Below are 18,884 nucleotides of genomic sequence, written 5' to 3'. Positions count from 1 at the left end.
ATGAAACCACGCATCATCCTGCTCTGCCTCGGGCTGCTCCTGACAGCCCGGGCCGCGCAGGCACAATGGGTCGTCACGGACCCTACGAATCTCGCACAGGGAATCATCAACTCCACCAAACAGATCGTTGAAGCAGCCCGCAACGGATCGACCCTCCTGCAAAGTTTTCAAGAGACCGTAAAGATTTACGAGCAAGGGAAGCGATATTACGACGCACTGAAGGCGGTCAACAACCTCGTCCGCTCGGCCCGCAAGGTCCAGCAGTGCATGCTGCTCGTCGGGGAGATCTCCGACATCTACGTCAACGGCTATCAGCGCATGGTGGTCGATGACAACTTCTCGACCGCGGAACTGGCGGCCATCGCCACGGGATATGCCCGGATCATCGAGGAGTCGGCCGGGGAGCTCAAGGAGCTGCAGGATATTGTCAACCCCACGGACATGTCGCTGACGGACAAGGACCGCATCGACGTGGTAGAACGGGTCTATGGCGTGCTGCGCCACCATCGGGATCTGGCCCGCTACTACACGCGCAAGAACATCTCCATCTCGCTGCTGCGCGGCGCCCGACGCAACGACCTCGACCGCGTGATGGCTCTTTACGGAACCGACGAACAACGATACTGGTAGCGATGGTACAGGCACTCTCCATTTCGGAGAACATCCACACGATTCTCCGCGTTCTCTACGACGACATGATGGTTCTCTGCTATCCGATGGCCAAAGTCGCCACGGCCATAGCCGGAATCGGGGCCCTGATCTACATTGCCTACCGCATCTGGCAGGCGATGGCCCGGGCCGAGCCCATTGACCTCTTTCCGCTGTTGCGACCTATGGCGATCGGCATCTGTATCATGTTTTTTCCGACCCTTGTGCTCGGGTCGCTCAACGGTATCCTCTCCCCGCTGGTGCAGGCCACCCACTCGCTGATGGTCGGCCAGACCTTCGATATGCAGGAGTGGCGGCAGGAGTGCGCACGCCTCGAACAGGAGAGCCGCGAACGGCTTCCGGCAGAGAGCTACTACACCGAGGATGAGGAGAAGGAGCGCGAGCTACAGGCTCTGGGCATCGACGAGCAGTCGCAGCAGGCCCTCGACCGGATGCAGAGCGAGCGGAAGTCGTGGAGCTTCAAGGGGATGATTCTGAAGGCCCTCACCGCGATCATGGAACTCTTCTTCGCCGCCGCGGGCGTGATCCTCGACGTGCTGCGGACCTTCTACCTGATTGTCCTCTCGCTGCTCGGGCCCATCGCCTTTGCCATCTCGATCTTCGACGGATTTCAAAACACCCTGGTGCAATGGTTTTCCAAGTACATCTCCATCTACCTGTGGCTCCCTATCTCGGACCTCTTCTCAGCCATCATCGCCCGGCTGCAAACCCTCTCACTGCAGCACGATGCCGAGATGATGGCGCAGGACTACAACTGGTATTTCGACATGTCGAACAGCGTCAACCTGATCTTCATCCTCGTGGCCATCTGCGGCTATCTCTGTATCCCCTCGATCGCCTCGTGGGTCGTGCAGGCCAACGGCTTCTCCTCCTACAACCGGACCATCTCGCGCGCCACGTCGCTCGTGAGCGGCGGTGCCGGCTGGATTACCGGGAAGGTCTGGGCCGGGACCAAAAGCACGGTAGGTAGCGTTGGAAAGGGGCTGGCAACCGCAGCTCGCCTGATCCTCAAAAAATAGTTCCTATGTTTACGATCCGAGTAGACCGCACCGATAGCGGATAGAAGAAAAAAGCTATCGAGATTTTGGTTAGATTAAAGCAGCCAAACCTTAACTAACTAAAATAGCGATAGCCATGAGAGGACAAAGAAACGAAATTAGTTTCAGAGGACAAAAGATTTATATAGGGATCGATGTCCATTTGAAGAGTTGGTCGGTTACGGTCTTGTCGGAGACCTCCGTGCTGAAGAAGTTTAGTCAGCATCCGAGTCCGGAAGCATTGCACGGATTTCTGGCGCGGAGTTATCCGGGAGCCGAATATCATTCGGTATACGAAGCCGGCTTCTGCGGGTTCTGGATACACGAACGGCTGACGGCATTAGGGATTGACAACATCGTGGTCAATCCGGGGGATGTTCCGACCAAGAGCAGTGAAAAGCTTCGTAAGAGTGACGCCGTGGATAGCAGCAAGCTGGCGCGGAGTTTACGAGCCAACGAACTGAAAGGCATTTACACGCCGGACAGCGCATCGTTGGAGATGCGTTCCTTGATAAGATTGAAGAACTCGATAACAAAAGACACGACGCGTCAGAAGAACCGGATCAAGTCCCAATTGCGGTATCTGGGCATTGGGATTCCACAAGAGTTCCTCGAACCGTTCTCCAACTGGTCAAAACGTTTTATTGCCTGGTTGAAGGAGGTTGAAACCCTCACACCGAGCGGGCGTCAGGCCCTCGACATTCAAATCCGGCATCTGGAGGAGCTACGCCGCCAGAAGTTGGAGATGACACGGGCTTTGCGGACATTGGCCAAGACGGACCGGTTTCGCGAACCGCTGCGGTTGATTATGACCGTTCCGGGGTTCGGACAGGCTACGGGAATGGCATTTCTTTCGGAGATATGCGACATTGCCCGTTTCCGCAATGCCGAACAACTGGCCGCCTATATCGGGATGATCCCGATGTGCCATTCCAGTGGAGAGAAAGATGGGACAGGAGACATTACCGTGCGAAGAAACGCCGTCATGCGCTGTAACCTGATAGAGGCCGCATGGGTGGCGGTACGTCAAGACCCTGCGATGAACCTGTTTTTTACTGAACAGTGCAAGCGAATGCCAAAGAGCAAGGCCATCGTAAAGGTCGCCCGCAAACTGGTCAACAGATTATACTTCGTACTCAAGCACCAGACTGATTATGTCAATAGTGTCATGTCATAGAGAAACCCTTCCGGTAAACGGATTTTCCCAGAGAGAATACTACATGATGTTTGCGGCGTTAACGTCCGCTTAAAATAGTTTGCTCCTCTGGCCTTTGTAAACTAATACAGGAACATGCGGCAGCGTGCTGACCGCTGTGGAAAGTCTGTTTACCGAAGGTTTTTTACGGGTTCTGAAATCTCGGCTTTCGAAAGGGCCAAAGGTGTTAAGCACGAAGTGTCTCCGCACCGGCTCGATCAGAGGCCGGCGGAGTCACTTGTGCCTTGACCTTTGGCCGGGAAGATCTTCAAGAAACGCAATATGTTGTTAATGAAATAAAAACAAATCTAACCAAAAACTTTGATCCAAATTTATTTGGATTGTAACTGGAAAATCGTATCATGGAATTCAAATCATTGCTGAACATCGAAACCTCCTTCCGGCAGCTGCGCCTCTACGCGCTCGTCTTCGCCGGAATTTGCGCCGTGGTGACCATCACGGCCGTCAGCCTCTCGTATGCCTTTGCCGAGCGGCAGCGCGAAAAGATCTACGTCCTCGACAACGGGCGCTCGCTCATGGTCGCCCTCTCACAGGACCTTGCCCAGAACCGTCCCGTCGAGGCCCGCGAGCATGTGCGGCGCTTCCACGAACTCTTCTTCTCGCTCTCGCCCGACAAGGCAGCCATCGAGTCGAACATGGAGCGGGCCCTGCAGATGGCCGACAAGAGTGCGCTCTCCTACTACAAGCTCCTGCAGGAGAAAGGTTTCTTCAACCGGCTGATTGCCGCCAACGTCTCGCAGATGGTCCATGTGGACAGCATCCGCTGCAACTTCGACCGCTATCCCTACGAAGCCACGACCTACGCCCGGCAGCGCATCATGCGCGAGAACACGATCACCGAGCGGTCGCTCATCACGACCTGTCGGCTGGTCAACGTCTCCCGCTCGGACAACAATCCGCAGGGGTTTCTGGTCGAGGATCTGATGATCGTTGAAAATAAGGACCTGCAGACCTATGACCGTTAAAGCACTTATCCAAAGCCATGTGCGCTGGCTGCGTCGGCGCATCCGGCGCTGGCACGACCGACTCTCGCCCCGAACCCGGCGGTGCATCCTCCTGGGGATGTTTCTGCTGCTGGTCGGGCTCTACGGGCTGCTGCTCTTCGGCCCTACACCGCGATTTGACTTCGGGAGGATGGCACCTCCCTCTTTGGAAAATCTGAAATTTCGATAACCATGGAAGAGAGACAAAAAAACACACCGACGCCCGACTCCACCGCGGCATTCGAGCGTCAGCGAAAAAGAAAAGTCATCCTGGTGGCCGCAGTCGGGAGTTGTCTGGTCATCGCGTTCATCTGGTTCCTCTTCAAACCCGCGCCCACGATCGGCGAAGGGCAGGCAGGGATCAACACCACGCTGCCCGACGACAAGGCCCCGAAGATCGAGGGCGACAAGCGCAAGGCCGCGGAGCGCGTGGCCAGCGAGGAGCAGTTCCGCAACCGGATGATGACCCTCGGGGACAACTCCTTCTCATTGCTCGATGAAGAGCTTCGCAACACGGAGCCGCGGTCTCCGGCCGAGGATCCCGTGCGCCGGGCAGCCGAGGCAAACCGCGCCATGCAGCAGCAGGCCCGGCAATTCTACGCCGTGCCGCCGCGCAATGCCGAGGTCGAAGAGCTCCGCGAGCAGGTGGCCTCCCTGCAGCAGCAACTCGACATCGAGCGGCAGCAGCCTGACCCGATGGAGGTGGCCGAGGAGCAGTACCGCCTCGCACAGCGCTACCTCGGAGGCGGGGCAGGGGTTTCAAGCGAGGCCGACGGCATGAAGTCCTCGGGACGTTTCAGCGTCATGCGTCCCACCCGCGAGGGCGACGTCCGGGCTTCGACCCTCAATCCGCGGATTGACTCCGCGCGGGAGCGCAACATCGGGTTTCTGACGGCTGCGGGCGTTCTGCCGGTAGATACAGCTCCGACTATCCGAGCCTGCGTCGCGCAGACACAGGTTGTGCGTGTGGGCTCGACAATCGCTCTCCGGCTGCTCGAACCGGTACGCATCAACGGCGAGGTGATCCCCCGCAATACGCCACTCTACGGCGCCGTCTCCGTAACGACCGACCGGCTGCGGGTGACGGTAACCTCCATCGAATACCGGGGACGCATCTTCCAGGTGCAGGCCGAGGCGTATGATCTCGACGGACAGCCGGGAATCAATGTTCCCAACTCCCGCGAACGGACAGCCCTGAAGGAGGCGCTGGCATCCGTGGGGCAGACGGCCGGGACGAGCGTGAACATTACCCACTCGGCAGGGCAGCAGGCCCTCGCCGAGTTGGCTCGGGGCGGGATTCAGGCATCTTCCCGTTACCTCTCCGAGAAGCTCCGTGAGGTGCGTATCACTCTCAAGGCCAACCACCAGATTCTGTTAATCTCCAAAGAAAACTAAACGACAGCACCATGAAACGAGACCTCATTTATCTGACCCTTCTGGCGGCTCTTTTTGCCGCAGCCAAAGTTATGGCCCAAAGCGACGGGACCCCGTCCCGGCAGGGGCTCACACCCCGCACCATCGAAGTGGGATTCACGAAGACCGTGCATATCCTCTTCCCGGCGCCCGTAACCTACATCGACATCGGCTCGATGGCCATCATCGCCGGGAAGGCCGACGGCGCGGAGAATGTCGTGCGGGTGAAGGCCGCCGTGCGCGACTTTGCGGAGGAGACCAACCTCACGGTAATTACCGAGGACGGCGGATTCTACACCTTCGATGCCCGGTATGCCGAGAACCCCTCCACGTCGACCATCGAGATTGTGGCCGCGGAGAGTCCGGCGGCACAGCCTGCATCAGCCTCGGAGCCGGCCCGTGCGGACGAGGGGCGCGTGTTGCTCCATAAGGTGGGGCGGGAACGTCCTGCCACGGTGAAGCGCGTGTTGAGCGACATATACCGCCAGAACCGCGCGGACGTAAAGGGAATCCACACCCGGAAATACGGCGTGGAGGTCGAGGTGCGGGGTATCTACGTCCATAACGACGTGATCTACCTCCATGTGCAGATCGCCAACAACACGAACATCTCCTTCGAGGTGGACTATCGCCGCTTTGTCATCGCGGACCGCAAGACGGCCAAACGCACGGCTCAACAGCAGCGCATCATCGAACCGCTGCGGGTCTGCAACGACCCTTCGATCGTGCGTGGGCACCAGCGCCAGCGCATCGTCTTCGCCCTTCCGAAACTGACACTCGAGGAGGACAAGATTCTCCTGCTGGAGATCGCCGAGAAGGACGGGGCCCGCCACCAATATCTCGAAATTTCGAGCAAAGAGCTGCTCGGAGCAAAGGCATTGTAAGGAATGAATTATGCCATAGACAGGAAAAAGCCACTTCTTTCGGAAGTGGCTTTTCTCAATTATTCGACAGCGGGTTCAATCAGTCGATTGTTTATATCCATTCGTTCGTGAAGGATTCGGACAATGAAAATGGATTGTTCGTCAATCACGCGATAAAAGAGGATATGTTTATGGATTTTGAATCCGCATAAACCGGCCTCAATATGATCGTACTTTTTACTTCCGGGCAGAAACGGCTCGTTAGCAATGCGGCGGCTCGCGGCAATCAGTTGCTCATAGTAGCTGTCGGCCTGCTGTTCGGACCACTTTTCCTCTGTATAGTTCCATATAGCGGTCAAATCCTCGACTGCCATATTGGAAAAGCGCACTTTACCCATTGCGACGTTTGGATTTCAGGGTTTTCAAGTGTTGCTCCGGATCAAAGTCCACGGCCTCCCCGCTTTTTTCTCCGGCACGAATGGCGGCTTTAAGCTCTACCAGGCGGCTTTCGTTCTCTTCCAATAAACGGAGCCCCGCCCGAATGACTTCACTGGCATTGTTATACCTTCCTTCCGCAATCTTGGCCCGGATAAACTCTTCGAAATATCCACCCAATGCTACCGATGTTGTCTTCATAATAGGGTTCTTTTCTGCAAAGTTACCAATATTTGGTAATATTACAAATTTTATCCGCCGATGCGAAACTCAATCCGGCTTCCAGCCCAGCGCCTTGAACGCTGCGACATAGGTCAGAGGCAGCTTCTCCCGGCGTTCCAGACGCTCCCGCACGCGCTGACGCAGGTGTGTGGCTTCATCTTTCACAGCACCGAGAAATTCGGGTGTAAGAGCATTTCGGCTGCTGAAACAAGCCAGAAAGACAACATCTCCGACCCGTTCTACAACTCCCATATTGTCCAGTCTCCGGCGTCCGTTTGGATCCGGATTCGCTACGAACCAACCGACATGTTCGTTTTCAAACACTACACTCTCTTCGGTCTGGACGACACAATCGTCCCGATCCGGAGCATAATTCCATACTTTTGTTTTCATGGTTTTCAAGTGTGAATGGACCACCCGTTTATCTTTTCCAGCGTATAGCAGCAGGAACGATCCGGCGAGCCATGATAGACCAGTCCGCCGACAACTCCGAGTGAGCCATCTGCATAGCGCTGCTTGAACAAGAACGAGTAGGGAGCAAAATCCCGATAGAGCTCTATTTCACTCGCCTGCCGAGCGTTTTGGCCCCACCGCTCAAGCCTGTCGAGGCACTCCTGCAAGGTGCAATCGCCAATACTCTCGGCATACCGGACGACCGCATCAAAATACTCCTGACACATGATTTTCATAGCGTGATCTGTTATCTGGTTCGACAATAAGTCATGGTTCCATAAGGTTTCCGTCGCTGGATCTCGACCAGCAGACCTCGTTGGACCAGCGAGGCGTAGATCTCCCGAACGAAGTGCACACACGGCGAATCGAACGAACAGCCCAGCGGTGCGCGAACAGTGTGCACCATCAGTTGCCGCACCAGCTCCTCGAGAACCTCATCCCGAAGGTGGTATTTCGAAGGATCCGAGGTACGGAAAGCCTCAAGAAATAGCCGCTCGGAATAGTGCTGCCGGTAGTAGGCCAACTCCTCCTCGACGGTAAAGTCATAGAGTCGGTCGTAACGGTCCGTCGTCTGATATTGAAACGAGGCTCCCTGTCGCAGAACTCTTTCGACAAGGGCGATATGCGGCTCCTCGACCGGGCCGGAGAGTTCCGTCGGGTGGCAGTAGAGGCAGGTCGTTCCCAATTGGAAGGAGGGACATCCCGGCGGATTCTCCCGGATCGTAAAGCCGGCACGCGAGAAGAGCGCGCGGATCTCCGTGTAGAACCGGTCATGCTGTTCGTGCGACATACGGCCGTCGTTATAGCCCGCCTCGATGCGGAAGTAGACATCATAGATTGGATGGATGGTTTTCATGGTTTGAAAAAGTTAAGCCGCAGCCCGAAGACTGCGGCATGGTTCAACAATCGGCAATAAAGATCTATGCAGCCGGAGCTTCGGTCTCCTCATCCGCGATTTCATCAGTCCCGGCCTCCAAATGGTCGAAGATCATCCGGGCGGCCCGATTGACATCGACCAGGATATCGAACAGATAGGCAGGTTCCCGGCGCAATTGCGTAAGCCACCCTTTGAGATAGGCGGCATTCTCCTCGCGGGGCGTCGTGGCAAAGCCAGCCATGGCGCCGCACAGCGCCGAGGTCAGCTCCGCAACCAGCTCTTCGCGGGCATACTGTTCGTCGCCAAAGCAGGTTCCCATCGTGCGGTTCAGACGCTCGGCATGGCCCGTGCTGTGAGCAATCTCGTGCAACAGGGTCCCGTAGAAGGCCTCGCCCTTCGGGAACTGCTCCTTGAGCGGGCAGACAACCCGATCGTGCAGGCGCGTGTAGTAGGCACGGTCGCCGTAACGGAGTTCGATCGGGCAGAGCCACGACTGCTGCTCGACCATCCGGTCAATCGGCTCGCAGACCATTCCGTCGGAGTAATCCTTCCGCTCGGCGCGGGCCGTCAGCGCCGCATAGCGGTCCGGTTGCTTCTCTTGCATATCTGTCTGGTCGAGGTTGAAGACCGAATAGTAGCGGATGATGGGAATGACCTCATACTGTTTGCGGGCCTCCTTCGAAAGCTGGCGATACTCCTCGAGGTCGATCTTGCGGCGGATCTCCTTGTGGCGGATACAGATTTTCCAGAAGTAGACCGGGAACGACAGGGAGCCCTTGAGGATATTCAGCCCCTCCTCCTTGGCCTGCCGGAAGGTCATGAAGATCGGTGTTTGGTAGCCGGCTATCCCCGAGAGGAAGAGCAGCATCAGGATATTCCCGGCCCGGTAGGGCGTGCCGCGCAAGTTGCGGGGAAGACCGTGCGCGAGGTCCGTGATCCACGGTTTCTGCCAGTCGGTTTCGAGGTGTTCGATACGCCGGATCATCAGCTCCGTCAGTCGGGGTGCTATGGCATCTATCAGATTATGGTTTTTCATGGCTGAAAGTTTTGAAAGGGTTATGATTCGGATCGGGTAGCGAGCCGCCATACTTCGATCTTTTCTTCGTTTGTCTTGGCATTCCACCAACGGCCGCAGGCTTCCCGGAATGCACGGTAGTCCTCTTTGGGATCGAAATCCTTTTGAGCAAGACCGGTCATTTTCTCCCGATCTTCTATCGTGGTTTCATTATCCCACCAGGGATTGATTGTCTCTTTCATCAGTTCGCTTTCTCGAATCTGATAGGTATGATCCTCACAGCCATCACACCACAGGTCGTCCCGGTCGTCATCAATCGAGCAAACCTGATCGGTATTGCCATCGACCCATGCTCGATAATAAACATGACGTGATCCGCACAACTCACATCGCCATGGATCAGAACTGTTTCCTGAAGTGACAGGCTGTATCATTACAGGATTCTGCTGTAAAATGCTGCGGTATCGTTTCCGCAATTTTTTGAGTATTCTGTTCATAGTTGCAGATATGAAAGACGGAGCAATCGTATGATTGCTCCGTCGGTTTAACTTGGATCAGGCGGCCAGCGATTCTGCCGTCTCGTTCGGGCCGAGCTCCGGATCGGCCGGTATAATCAGCGGCTCGGCAGGCGGTGCCGGAATCTCCGTGTCGGGCGTCGCCTCCGGCTCCTCGGGGAGTTCTTCGGGAATGGATTCTGCATCCAATTCCCGGGATTCGGCCAAAGCCCGGGCCTCCTCCTGCGCCTTCAGGTCGTCGATCTGCTCCTGCAGCTTCGTCCGGCGTCTCTCATAGGTGGCCAGGTACTTCTCCTGCAGGATCCGGCTTTGGGCCTCAAAATTCAAATCGGCAAACCGGCACATCAGGCGCGTGTCCACCTCCTCGTCCGTACAGTTGTAATCCCGGGCCGTCGTGCGGAAGAAGTCGAGCAGGAAGAGGCGGATCATTGCCGCCCGCTGCTCGGGTGTCAGTTGTCCGGCAGCCGCAAAGCGCTCCTCCTCGGTAACGCGCCACTGATTTTTGTGCTCGATGCCGCACTGTCGGAGCCGGTCGTCCGCCATGTGTCGGATCACGGCGTAGTAGAACATCTGGTGCTCCTCTTCGGTCAGCGGGCTACCCGAGACTTTCGATTCGCGGAACAGCGCTTTCATGTCGGCGGTGATATGCTCGTAGCAAAGCTGCCGGTTTCGGTGGTCCTGACGCAGCAGACTCTCCATCGGAGAGGCAGGAACCATCGTGACGTAAACCGTCCGTTCCCCTGCGGCATCCTCGACCGCAACTTCACGCTCCTCCTCCGGGACATCCTCATAACGAATCTCCACATCAAACATGCCGATGACGGCATATTTGCGGACACGCCCCTCCGTAACGTCAAATTCAAGTTGCCGGGTCTGCTCCGTAAATCGGGCCAACGCTGCTTCGTAGCGCTTCACCGCTTCCGCGTAGTTTTCTTCCGACGAGTAGCACTCCGCCTGCGGAGCTTCGGGCATCTCGGGGGCCGTATCGTAGTAATCGAGGTAGTAATCCAGCTCCTGAATCCGATAGCCCTCCTCTTCGAGATGTTCGATCACTGAATCGGGCGTATCGCCCACCGTGGCAAGGACCGTCCGCGGGTCCGCCTTCAGCAGTTGCAGGGCCTGCTGCACGAGGTATTCGTCGTTCTTGCGCATCATGCAGCTACGGTTCTGGCAGCCTGCACATCCGTCCGCACATTCATCCTTGAAAAGGATTTGGTTGGCCGTATTATGGTGACAGGAGTGACATTCGGTCTTGTCGAAGCGATAAGTATCCAGGCGGGTCATGTAGCGGTCGTAGAGCCGCCGGGCAATCTCCCGGATCCGGGCATTCTTCCACGACAGGCGGCAGCCGTCCGAGAAATGCTCCTCGTAGACCTCCTGCTGGACCGCCGCATCGTATTTCGCAATCTCGGTGGCGACGCCAACCGAAATCTCCTCCCGGTCGAGCTGCTCGGCGAGGGCGTCGATCAGATCACAGAGTTTCAAACGGGAGCGGATGTAGGCCTCGGATTTTCCGAACTTCCCGACCAGGCTCTCGATCGTATGACGGCCCGATTCCAGCGCCCGTTTGTAGGCTGCAGCCTCCTCACGGGGTGTCACGTCCTCACGCTGGAGGTTCTCCGTAATGGCGGCATCCTCGGCTTCGGCATCCGACAACTTCCTAACAAGGGCCGGAATGAATTTCAGCCCCGCCATCGCTGCGGCCCAATAGCGACGTTCGCCATAGACAATCTCGAAACCTTCATCTTTGGGCCGGACGCAGATCGGTTGCAGAACCCCAACCTGGCGGATGCTGTCGGCGAGTTCCTGCAAGGTCTCCGGCCGGAAATCCTTGCGGGGGTTGTAGGTACTGCTGACAATCTTGTTCAGATCCAACAACTCGACGGCCGGAGTCGGTTGCTGTTCCGCTGTCCCGGAATTGGAGGCAGCCTGCGGCAATTCCTGCACGTCGGGGTTCTGTTTTGAAGTGGCGGCTTTCGATACTTTGGCCCGGCTCTTCTTCGTTTTCGATTCTTCCTTGGAAGTCTGCATAACATCAAACAGTTTTTACCGTGTGTCTCACGTTTCTGGGACCATGCTATCCAAACGGACTGCATAGTCAATGAAATAATTATGTTATGAGGACTTATTCCCGACGCGGTCGGTTGCCTCGGGAAGAGACACAGTCATGCGGCGACGTCGGAGCGGCGAAAAATACCGCAGCCCCGGCGAGGATGATTTTTCGTCCGAGGACGGCGGGCCGCTCGCAGCCTTCCGCATGACTATCTTCCCCGACGGCAACCGGGAAGAAAGAAGTATATTATCTCAATTGATGAATTTCGTATTAACAATTTATATCATCTATCTTGATAAATATTAAGGCTCAACCTATTTAATCATATTTAGTTTTTCGAGAAAAATTCTATTCCTCTGACGTGCCCGCTCAAGTAAAGTTGAATATTTAATAACTTCTGTATATATACTGCCATTGGGACGACCGGAAAAACTTCGAACAATATCTGCTGGCTTAAACATATAATCCATCTGATATGCATTTTCAAAATGTCCATCTGCGAGTTGCACATCCATTGGTTCTATACTTTCACCAATCAAATAGCCATAAAATATAGACATATTAAACTTTTCTTTAGCATAATTCAGAATCAAACCAGCATATCTATTAATCTGATTTAAATATTTCGAAACATTGATACTCGGATCTTTGAACTCAATGATAATACACTTCCCTTCAGATGGGAATAATAAAATATCAGGGCGCAATGCTGTTCGATCTTCACCCAACGATGTCAAAAATTCGTCCTCTTTTCTTGTGAAATCATCTTCAAAAAAATTTTCACCATTGACTTGTACTTTTGACAGCACGCCTTCAGATATTCCATCAAAATAAATAAAATCTTCGTTTAATATCCATAGATCACTATCTATTGTGTCTTCAGAATGTCTAGGCATAAATAAATTATGAAACAAGTCTTCTCGATGTTTAGTAGGATTAGCTTGCTGAACATCAGTCTGTTTACTTAAAATTTTCTCGAATAAACTTAGGACCAACCCTCTACGTGCAATATATTGAGTCAGAACATTCTTATTACGTAATGGAATTATCTTAACCAGTTCTGTCGCTTTTTCTTTTAAGATGTCTTGATAATTAGATTTTGAGGGGTCTAATGTTTTTAGACTATCATACGATTTCTTTATCGAGATGTCAAGTAAAGCCCCCTTTCTAGATTCTACTTCATGTATTTTCTCTATAATTCGATCTTCACTATCATTTATATTTATTCCCGCGGCCTCTATCGTTTCATTCGTATAATGAAAAAGTTGCTTTATCTCCTCTAATTGACTTTCGGCTTCATTTTTCTTTGTTTGTATTTCGGGATACATTGAATCTATTTTTTTTGTAACAGATTCTTGAATATCATCGACAGTGATAAACTCCGGCTCAAACAAATCACTCTTGGCAGCATTAGCACGCGTTGGTATTTTTAACTCTCCTCTAACATTAGAATCTTGTTTGTCAATATATTCACTCGAAACAAGAAATAAATATTTACTTCCATTTAGAGTAGTATTGCTTGCCAAATTCTGCAAGGTTATGGGAGACTCATTAACTATTTCTCCTTTTGAGGTGAGTTTTAATGAATTTTGAGATAGAAATGCACCGGATATGCGAAATGACTCTATTGTAAATGTTTCAGTTCTATCCAGGCTTTCAAAAGACTTACCATCTGGAGATATTCTTTGATAATGCAATACTGCTGTATCTGTTTTATCTATTGGAGGTATGTCTGTTTTAGTAATAATCTCATTCTCTTTTTCCTGTCCATTGATTCTATACAATATTTGAATACGAGGGAAAGAATCTCTATGTCGACACAAATAGCTCAAATATTTTTTTATGATATTGTTTTTTAAGGATCTTGCTGTTAATACGTTATAGACATTACTATTTTCTAATAAACCGATGAAAGTCAACAAGGTTCCAATATCAGTTATATCTTCTGGAGATATTACTGTACATGATTTGTGATAAACCAATGCATTGTGCTTTTGCACATACTCTGGACTTTTCGATACAAAGAAATCACGCTGATAAAAGTCCCCATTTTCTTTATAACGACTTACAATATGGGTTTTATCAAAATAATGAACATATTGAATACGGCCAGATCCTAAATTGGAGAATCCTTTAGTAAAATCTTTGTATGTATTAAAACGTTTAAAATCCACATCATTAAATCCAATACCGTTATCTTGAATAGAAAGACTGCTAAATTCGGGAGAATTACTATCAATCGTTGCCTGTGCATCAATGATAATATTGATAAAACCATTAGCAAACTGAAATGTTCCATCCTTATCAACTCGACATTTTATAGCTTCAAAAGCATTCGTTAAAGCTTCATATATCGGCTGTAATGCTTCTCTGGATTTTCGAATATCCCGTAATACACCTTCAAACAGCAAATCAGATGTCGTAATATACGTATTATTCTGATATTTCATAATCTTAAGGTTCTTTTCTTTCGTATAAGACAAAGATATGAAATTATACCATTATTGCAATTACAATATTTTAGACATTTATCACATTTAATTAGGCGTAAGCGATAGATGAGAATTATAGTCTTAGCTGATTATTAATAAAAAACACACACCGTATTTAGCAGAGATATATTGACAATATATCTTATTTTTATATATTATAAAAAATAAATAATATGAAAAATATAAAAATAGGAAATTATTATGGATTTTTTAAGGGCTGTTCAGACAAATTAATATTAGGAAAGGTAGATGATTATGGGACCTTTGTCTTCTTTGACAATTATCCAGAACCTATTGATTACAACAATATTAAAAGGATAGAAGTTAATCAACTTAATTGTGAAAGTTTGGGATGGAGAAAGAATCCCACATCACCATTTTCATATATTATTGATGATAAATCACACCTAATTTTTAATCAAGGGAAAGCGATATTAGTATATACAGAAGAAGACAATATAAGATTAATAAATATCAAATATTTGGACGAGTTACAAGACATGTATCGATTAAAGTTGAATAGCGAATTACCCATCAAGCGAGAATAGAGCAGGGACTTCTGCTTTCAAAATAACAATATTCGAGAATTTAATACAAGATAGAAACAAAAGATATATTTAATTACATACCAAATCCGTTATAAGAGGGGATGTGGTTAAAACCTATTTAGACCAAATGGTTTTTCCACTTCCCATAGACGTAGATATTCCGCTCAAGATAAGGGGTCCGAATATCATACGAGATGACCCACAGACATAATGAGCGATCGCCCCGAAGACTGAATGTCAAATCACGGAAAGCTGCTTTCGGGAAACGGATGTCCTGCGTGTAGAATCGACCCTTGTAACCCGCAGGCGTCGCTTCACACAAATAGACACTAAAAGTACAAAACAACCAGCGGAGAATCCTCCGCCGGTTCTCAGGATACAGGCTCTCGACGTAAAAGCGATGGTAGTAAATCATCTCCTGCTGCTATCAACGTAAACGATACCTCCGGGCAAAATAGGCAACAACTCCCGGAATGTGCTTTTTGTAGTAGGGCTGATTCTCCCGGCACCACGTGGCGAGTTCCTGCTTTGTGGTAAAGGGACGATGCCAGCTGCGTCCCGACATAATACGATCCAACTCGGGAGCCAAGCGCTCGACAAAGTCTCCGACGGTCCAGCCTTCCCAGATGTGTTTCTGAAGGTCAATCATACCAAATCCATTTTAAGGTTTAACATATGGTTCATGGACCGGCTCCATTCAGAAAAGGAGGTGCCGGCCACGGGCCGATACACAGCGGCGGGACCAACCGGAGGCCCTTTTCGGACGATACAACCCCAACGGGTGGAGATCGTGCGAAAAGGGACTTCAAGGTGCAGGCACGCCGCTATCTTGGTCCGAGGTCGGCACTTGTGGATTTTTCTTCAGTTCCTCCGTCATCCGTTATGCTCGTTCCTTTCGATCACAATCCGGGGAGTACGCCGCAGCGCATTTTGCAGATTGCGCTGGTTGATCCGGTAACCGAGCATCAGCAGATCATAGGCGCTGTACAGGAATTGCCGCCGATAGATCTTGGGGCGGATCAGCCGTTTCTGGCGGTAACGGGTCAGCGTTTCGGGGCGAATGTCGAGGACTTCGCATGCCGCATCGGCCGTCAGGAATAACGGCTCGTCGCTTTGGCTGCATAGATATTCAAACAGCAGCAAACTTTTGCTCAAAAGAAAATTCGTTTTGATGAGACGTTCGAGCTGTTCGGAGGGGACAAGCCGATAGATCCGGGGACTTTGTTTGGTTTCCATGGGTAACAAGATTTATTGATTCAACGATTCGAGTTTTCCGCGGCGGCGCATCTTACGGATGAACTCCTGCACTTCGGAGAGCAGGTACATGCGCCGGGCCCCGATGTTGAAGCCGACGAGCAGCCCCTGTTCGCGGAAGCGGCGCACCTGGCGTTCGCTCTGGCGGAGCAACTGGCAGACCTCCGCAAAATCGAGGATCGGATCACCTTCGAGCTGACTCCGGTGATCCTTCATGAAGTGTACGATCTCGAGGATCTCTTCGACCGTCCGCAGAATGCGGGACAGGTCATCCGTGTGTTGATTTTCCATCTATGTCGGGTTTGGTTTCCACGGCAAAAATGGGACAATCCCTGAACTCGTTTATCAGTGTTTGAATCAATTATATGTTTTCTCAGATCCGAAATCCGGAGATTTCTTGTTCCCGGCAGACCATCAGATAGCAGGGGCAAAACCTCCATAACATGCCGGTATCGGCAAAAATCATCATTCTGGGATTGGAAATCACCACTTAACTTGCCGATAAAACAATAGCTTTTCAGGTTCGGTTTTTACTGCAAAGTTCGGCAAGGACACCATCTGAAGGCTCATGTTATTCAAAGAAAGTATGATGATCGGCATTGCTTCCAACATCATCGACAGTCACAAAATGCTTTGAGATACCAACTTGACACACATGGCCTTGACTAGGAACGATACCGCGAGTCGGACGCAGCCTGCGTCCTAGAGCAAAATAATAGAGAAGGAGGAGGAGATGACCCGATTCTATAACATCACACACTCTGCACGTAACGAAAGATTTGTAAAATGGAGATAAATTTCCTATTTTTGATATGCATCTGCTGAATGATTGATTTTTCGCTGTATTCTTACGGCGATTATGACAATGTCAGAACATTGTTCGTTCCCGGTTTTCGACTGTGTGCTTTCGATGTCGTTTGACACTTTAAGTAGAATATTCAGCAGATGCTGTTTTTATGCAAACAGAAATGCCAGACATCCAATCCACATTCCAAGCGGTTACAACTAAAAGAGAACTCGCCGAACGCTTGGGGAGTTCCCTCAAGATGCTCGCTTATTATTTATACAAGCTACCACCCGAACAACAATACAAAAAATACGACATTCCCAAGCGAGCCGGAGGGACGCGCGAGATATATGCTCCAATCTCCGGCATTAAACAAATTCAGAAACGTTTATCGCATATTTTGCAGAACTATCAGCCTGCCAAATTTTGTGTGCATGGTTATGTCAAAGAGAGGAGTATCAAAACCAATGCTTATATCCATCGAAGAAAGCGAATTGTCATCAATCTGGATTTAAAAGATTTCTTTCCCTCCATCAACTTCGGACGAGTCCGAGGTCTATTTAAAAGTGCTCCGTTCGGATTCAATGACGAGGTAGCCACGACTTTGGCGCAAATCTGCTGTCATGACGGGAAATTGCCGCAAGGAGCACCAACCTCGCCTGTCATCTCGAACTACATTTGCCGCAGACTGGATAATGAGCTGATTGCCTTTGCCCGCAAACACAAAATAAATTACAGCCGATATGCGGATGATATTACCTTCTCAACCAATCTACAGTTTCTTCCGACGGCCGTAGGTCATATCAAAGAGCATAAAATCGTCTTGTCCAACACATTGCAAAAGATCTTTCAGGACAATGGATTCACCATCAACGAGGAAAAGACAAGATATGCTCTGCGAACAAACAGACAGGAGGTTACCGGTCTGATTGTCAATGCCGGAATCAACGTTCCTCGAAAATATATCATGCGCATCCGGGCCATGTTGCATGCCTGGGAAAAGTATGGTCTTGAAGCGGCAGCGAAAGAGCACTTTGAGAAGTTCAACTACAAGCACAAACATCCCGATTACCCAGAAATAGCATTCAAGAACGAATTGACCGGCATGTTAAATTACGTCGGGCAAATGAAGGGAATAGGCAATCGGGTGTATATCGCACTCTACTACCGAATCAAGAGACTTGACTCGAATATCAAGCTATCGATTCCTGAATATATTCCCGCCCCGGAAGGTACTACTGTCGTGTTTTGTGAAGGCAAGACAGACCCTCTTCACCTGGAAACTGCACTATCCTGGTTCCATCAACAGGGAGAATTTTCCGATCTGGATCTACATTTCTTTAAATGGAGATCCGATTTGGATATCAACAATGACACCTTGCTGCAGATGTGCCAGACACGGCCACAAGCCAAAAGGGACAATCGAATCGAGATCTATCTGTTCGACAGAGATGTTCCTAGATATATTCAGAAAGCAGCTGAAAAAGATAAATCTTACAAACATTGGGAAGCAAATGTCTATTCAGCGCTCCTTCCTGTTCCGGAACACCGTGATTTCAACGAAATATGCATAGAACATTTTTATCCGGACGAAGATTTGTTGAAAGAAGACAAGGATGGACGCAGGTTATATACGACCAGAGAGTTTGATCCGGAATCGGGGTGTCATCTCAAACTTAAAGAGGTATATTATGCAGGCACGCGAGCTCAGTTAAGGTGCAAATACCCAAAGATTCTGGATAGCAATGTGAGAAAAACCGGATCCGATGAAAATATTGCCTTATCCAAAAATAATTTTGCAAAAAATATTTTCCACAAAACCGGATCTTTCAAAGAGGTCTCTTTCTCCTACTTCAAAGTCATTTTTGAGCTATTCGAGGAGATCATGGCGCAAGCAAAATAAAGGGACCTATAATCTCTTATGCAGATAACGAACAAGTTTTATCTCCATACGCCCTATTGACCACAGCCCTTCAAACGCAGGATGATATTACGCCACACGCTCCCCCGTGACACCGCCCACATCTCGTTAAACACGGTATTATGCGACAC

At 50.6% G+C, this 18,884-nt stretch carries 20 protein-coding genes; 8 read left to right on the top strand and 12 right to left on the bottom strand.

Annotated features, from left to right (window positions below):
• The 6 genes from B5E60_RS01110 to traN all read left to right on the top strand — a co-directional run bounded on the left by B5E60_RS01110 (position 1) and on the right by traN (position 6,202).
• Entirely contained in the window at positions 1–630 is a 630-nt protein-coding gene (locus tag B5E60_RS01110) for a DUF4141 domain-containing protein (RefSeq protein WP_087309031.1), read from the top strand.
• 2 nt (positions 631–632) lie between these two features.
• Positions 633–1,688, top strand: a complete 1,056-nt coding sequence (gene traJ / locus B5E60_RS01105; protein ID WP_087309030.1) for a conjugative transposon protein TraJ — start codon at positions 633–635, stop codon at positions 1,686–1,688.
• Positions 1,689–1,803: 115 nt separating this feature from the next.
• Entirely contained in the window at positions 1,804–2,883 is a 1,080-nt protein-coding gene (locus B5E60_RS01100; protein WP_087309029.1) for an IS110 family transposase, read from the top strand.
• 380 nt (positions 2,884–3,263) lie between these two features.
• Positions 3,264–3,887, top strand: a complete 624-nt coding sequence (gene traK, locus B5E60_RS01095; RefSeq protein WP_087309028.1) for a conjugative transposon protein TraK — start codon at positions 3,264–3,266, stop codon at positions 3,885–3,887.
• Between the two features lie 210 nt (positions 3,888–4,097).
• The gene (gene traM / locus B5E60_RS01090) at positions 4,098–5,300 is read left to right on the top strand and encodes a conjugative transposon protein TraM (RefSeq protein ID WP_087309027.1); all 1,203 of its coding nucleotides are present in this window, start codon (positions 4,098–4,100) and stop codon (positions 5,298–5,300) included.
• 11 nt (positions 5,301–5,311) lie between these two features.
• Entirely contained in the window at positions 5,312–6,202 is an 891-nt protein-coding gene (traN, locus tag B5E60_RS01085) for a conjugative transposon protein TraN (RefSeq protein WP_087309026.1), read from the top strand.
• A gap of 59 nt (positions 6,203–6,261) precedes the next feature.
• Here the strand turns inward: traN and B5E60_RS01080 are convergent, their stop codons facing one another.
• From B5E60_RS01080 to B5E60_RS01040, 9 genes are all read right to left on the bottom strand, one after another.
• On the bottom strand, positions 6,262–6,579 hold the full coding sequence (locus tag B5E60_RS01080) for a type II toxin-antitoxin system RelE/ParE family toxin (protein WP_087309025.1): 318 nt from the start codon (positions 6,577–6,579) through the stop codon (positions 6,262–6,264).
• Positions 6,572–6,817: a type II toxin-antitoxin system ParD family antitoxin gene (locus B5E60_RS01075; RefSeq protein ID WP_087309024.1), complete on the bottom strand. Its 246-nt coding sequence runs from the start codon at positions 6,815–6,817 to the stop codon at positions 6,572–6,574. The genes B5E60_RS01080 and B5E60_RS01075 overlap by 8 nt, the downstream gene beginning before the upstream one ends.
• 69 nt (positions 6,818–6,886) lie before the next feature.
• Entirely contained in the window at positions 6,887–7,231 is a 345-nt protein-coding gene (locus B5E60_RS13665; protein WP_143256497.1) for a hypothetical protein, read from the bottom strand.
• Between the two features lie 5 nt (positions 7,232–7,236).
• Positions 7,237–7,527, bottom strand: a complete 291-nt coding sequence (locus B5E60_RS01065) for a DUF4120 family protein (RefSeq protein WP_087309022.1) — start codon at positions 7,525–7,527, stop codon at positions 7,237–7,239.
• 11 nt (positions 7,528–7,538) lie between these two features.
• The gene (locus B5E60_RS01060) at positions 7,539–8,147 is read right to left on the bottom strand and encodes a hypothetical protein (RefSeq protein ID WP_087309021.1); all 609 of its coding nucleotides are present in this window, start codon (positions 8,145–8,147) and stop codon (positions 7,539–7,541) included.
• 64 nt (positions 8,148–8,211) lie between these two features.
• The gene (locus B5E60_RS01055) at positions 8,212–9,204 is read right to left on the bottom strand and encodes an ArdC family protein (protein WP_087309020.1); all 993 of its coding nucleotides are present in this window, start codon (positions 9,202–9,204) and stop codon (positions 8,212–8,214) included.
• A 20-nt stretch (positions 9,205–9,224) separates the two neighbouring features.
• Positions 9,225–9,680 (bottom strand): hypothetical protein, encoded by a 456-nt coding sequence (locus B5E60_RS01050; RefSeq protein ID WP_239403149.1) that lies wholly within the window; start codon positions 9,678–9,680, stop codon positions 9,225–9,227.
• A gap of 57 nt (positions 9,681–9,737) precedes the next feature.
• Positions 9,738–11,729 (bottom strand): ParB/RepB/Spo0J family partition protein, encoded by a 1,992-nt coding sequence (locus tag B5E60_RS01045; protein ID WP_087309019.1) that lies wholly within the window; start codon positions 11,727–11,729, stop codon positions 9,738–9,740.
• A gap of 336 nt (positions 11,730–12,065) precedes the next feature.
• Complete coding sequence (locus tag B5E60_RS01040) at positions 12,066–14,201, bottom strand: hypothetical protein (RefSeq protein WP_087309018.1); 2,136 nt, start codon at positions 14,199–14,201, stop codon at positions 12,066–12,068.
• Positions 14,202–14,416: 215 nt separating this feature from the next.
• Here B5E60_RS01040 and B5E60_RS13660 point away from each other — a divergent pair, with 215 nt between their 5' ends.
• Positions 14,417–14,791 (top strand): hypothetical protein, encoded by a 375-nt coding sequence (locus B5E60_RS13660; RefSeq protein ID WP_143260610.1) that lies wholly within the window; start codon positions 14,417–14,419, stop codon positions 14,789–14,791.
• Positions 14,792–15,218: 427 nt separating this feature from the next.
• Here the strand turns inward: B5E60_RS13660 and B5E60_RS01035 are convergent, their stop codons facing one another.
• The 3 genes from B5E60_RS01035 to B5E60_RS01025 all read right to left on the bottom strand — a co-directional run bounded on the left by B5E60_RS01035 (position 15,219) and on the right by B5E60_RS01025 (position 16,336).
• Positions 15,219–15,440 (bottom strand): hypothetical protein, encoded by a 222-nt coding sequence (locus B5E60_RS01035; RefSeq protein ID WP_087309017.1) that lies wholly within the window; start codon positions 15,438–15,440, stop codon positions 15,219–15,221.
• Positions 15,441–15,664: 224 nt separating this feature from the next.
• Positions 15,665–15,946 (bottom strand): hypothetical protein, encoded by a 282-nt coding sequence (locus B5E60_RS01030; protein ID WP_143260609.1) that lies wholly within the window; start codon positions 15,944–15,946, stop codon positions 15,665–15,667.
• A gap of 93 nt (positions 15,947–16,039) precedes the next feature.
• Positions 16,040–16,336, bottom strand: coding sequence for a helix-turn-helix domain-containing protein (locus tag B5E60_RS01025; protein ID WP_087263913.1), 297 nt, complete (start codon positions 16,334–16,336; stop codon positions 16,040–16,042).
• Between the two features lie 665 nt (positions 16,337–17,001).
• Here B5E60_RS01025 and B5E60_RS01020 point away from each other — a divergent pair.
• Positions 17,002–18,735: a reverse transcriptase domain-containing protein gene (locus B5E60_RS01020; RefSeq protein ID WP_087309015.1), complete on the top strand. Its 1,734-nt coding sequence runs from the start codon at positions 17,002–17,004 to the stop codon at positions 18,733–18,735.
• The last annotated feature ends 149 nt before the right edge of the window (positions 18,736–18,884 follow it).

Source organism: Alistipes sp. An116 (genome assembly GCF_002161005.1).
GTDB classification, from domain to species: domain Bacteria; phylum Bacteroidota; class Bacteroidia; order Bacteroidales; family Rikenellaceae; genus Alistipes; species Alistipes megaguti.
Note: the sequence above shows the minus strand (reverse complement) of the source record. Positions and strands in the feature narration are given on the sequence as shown.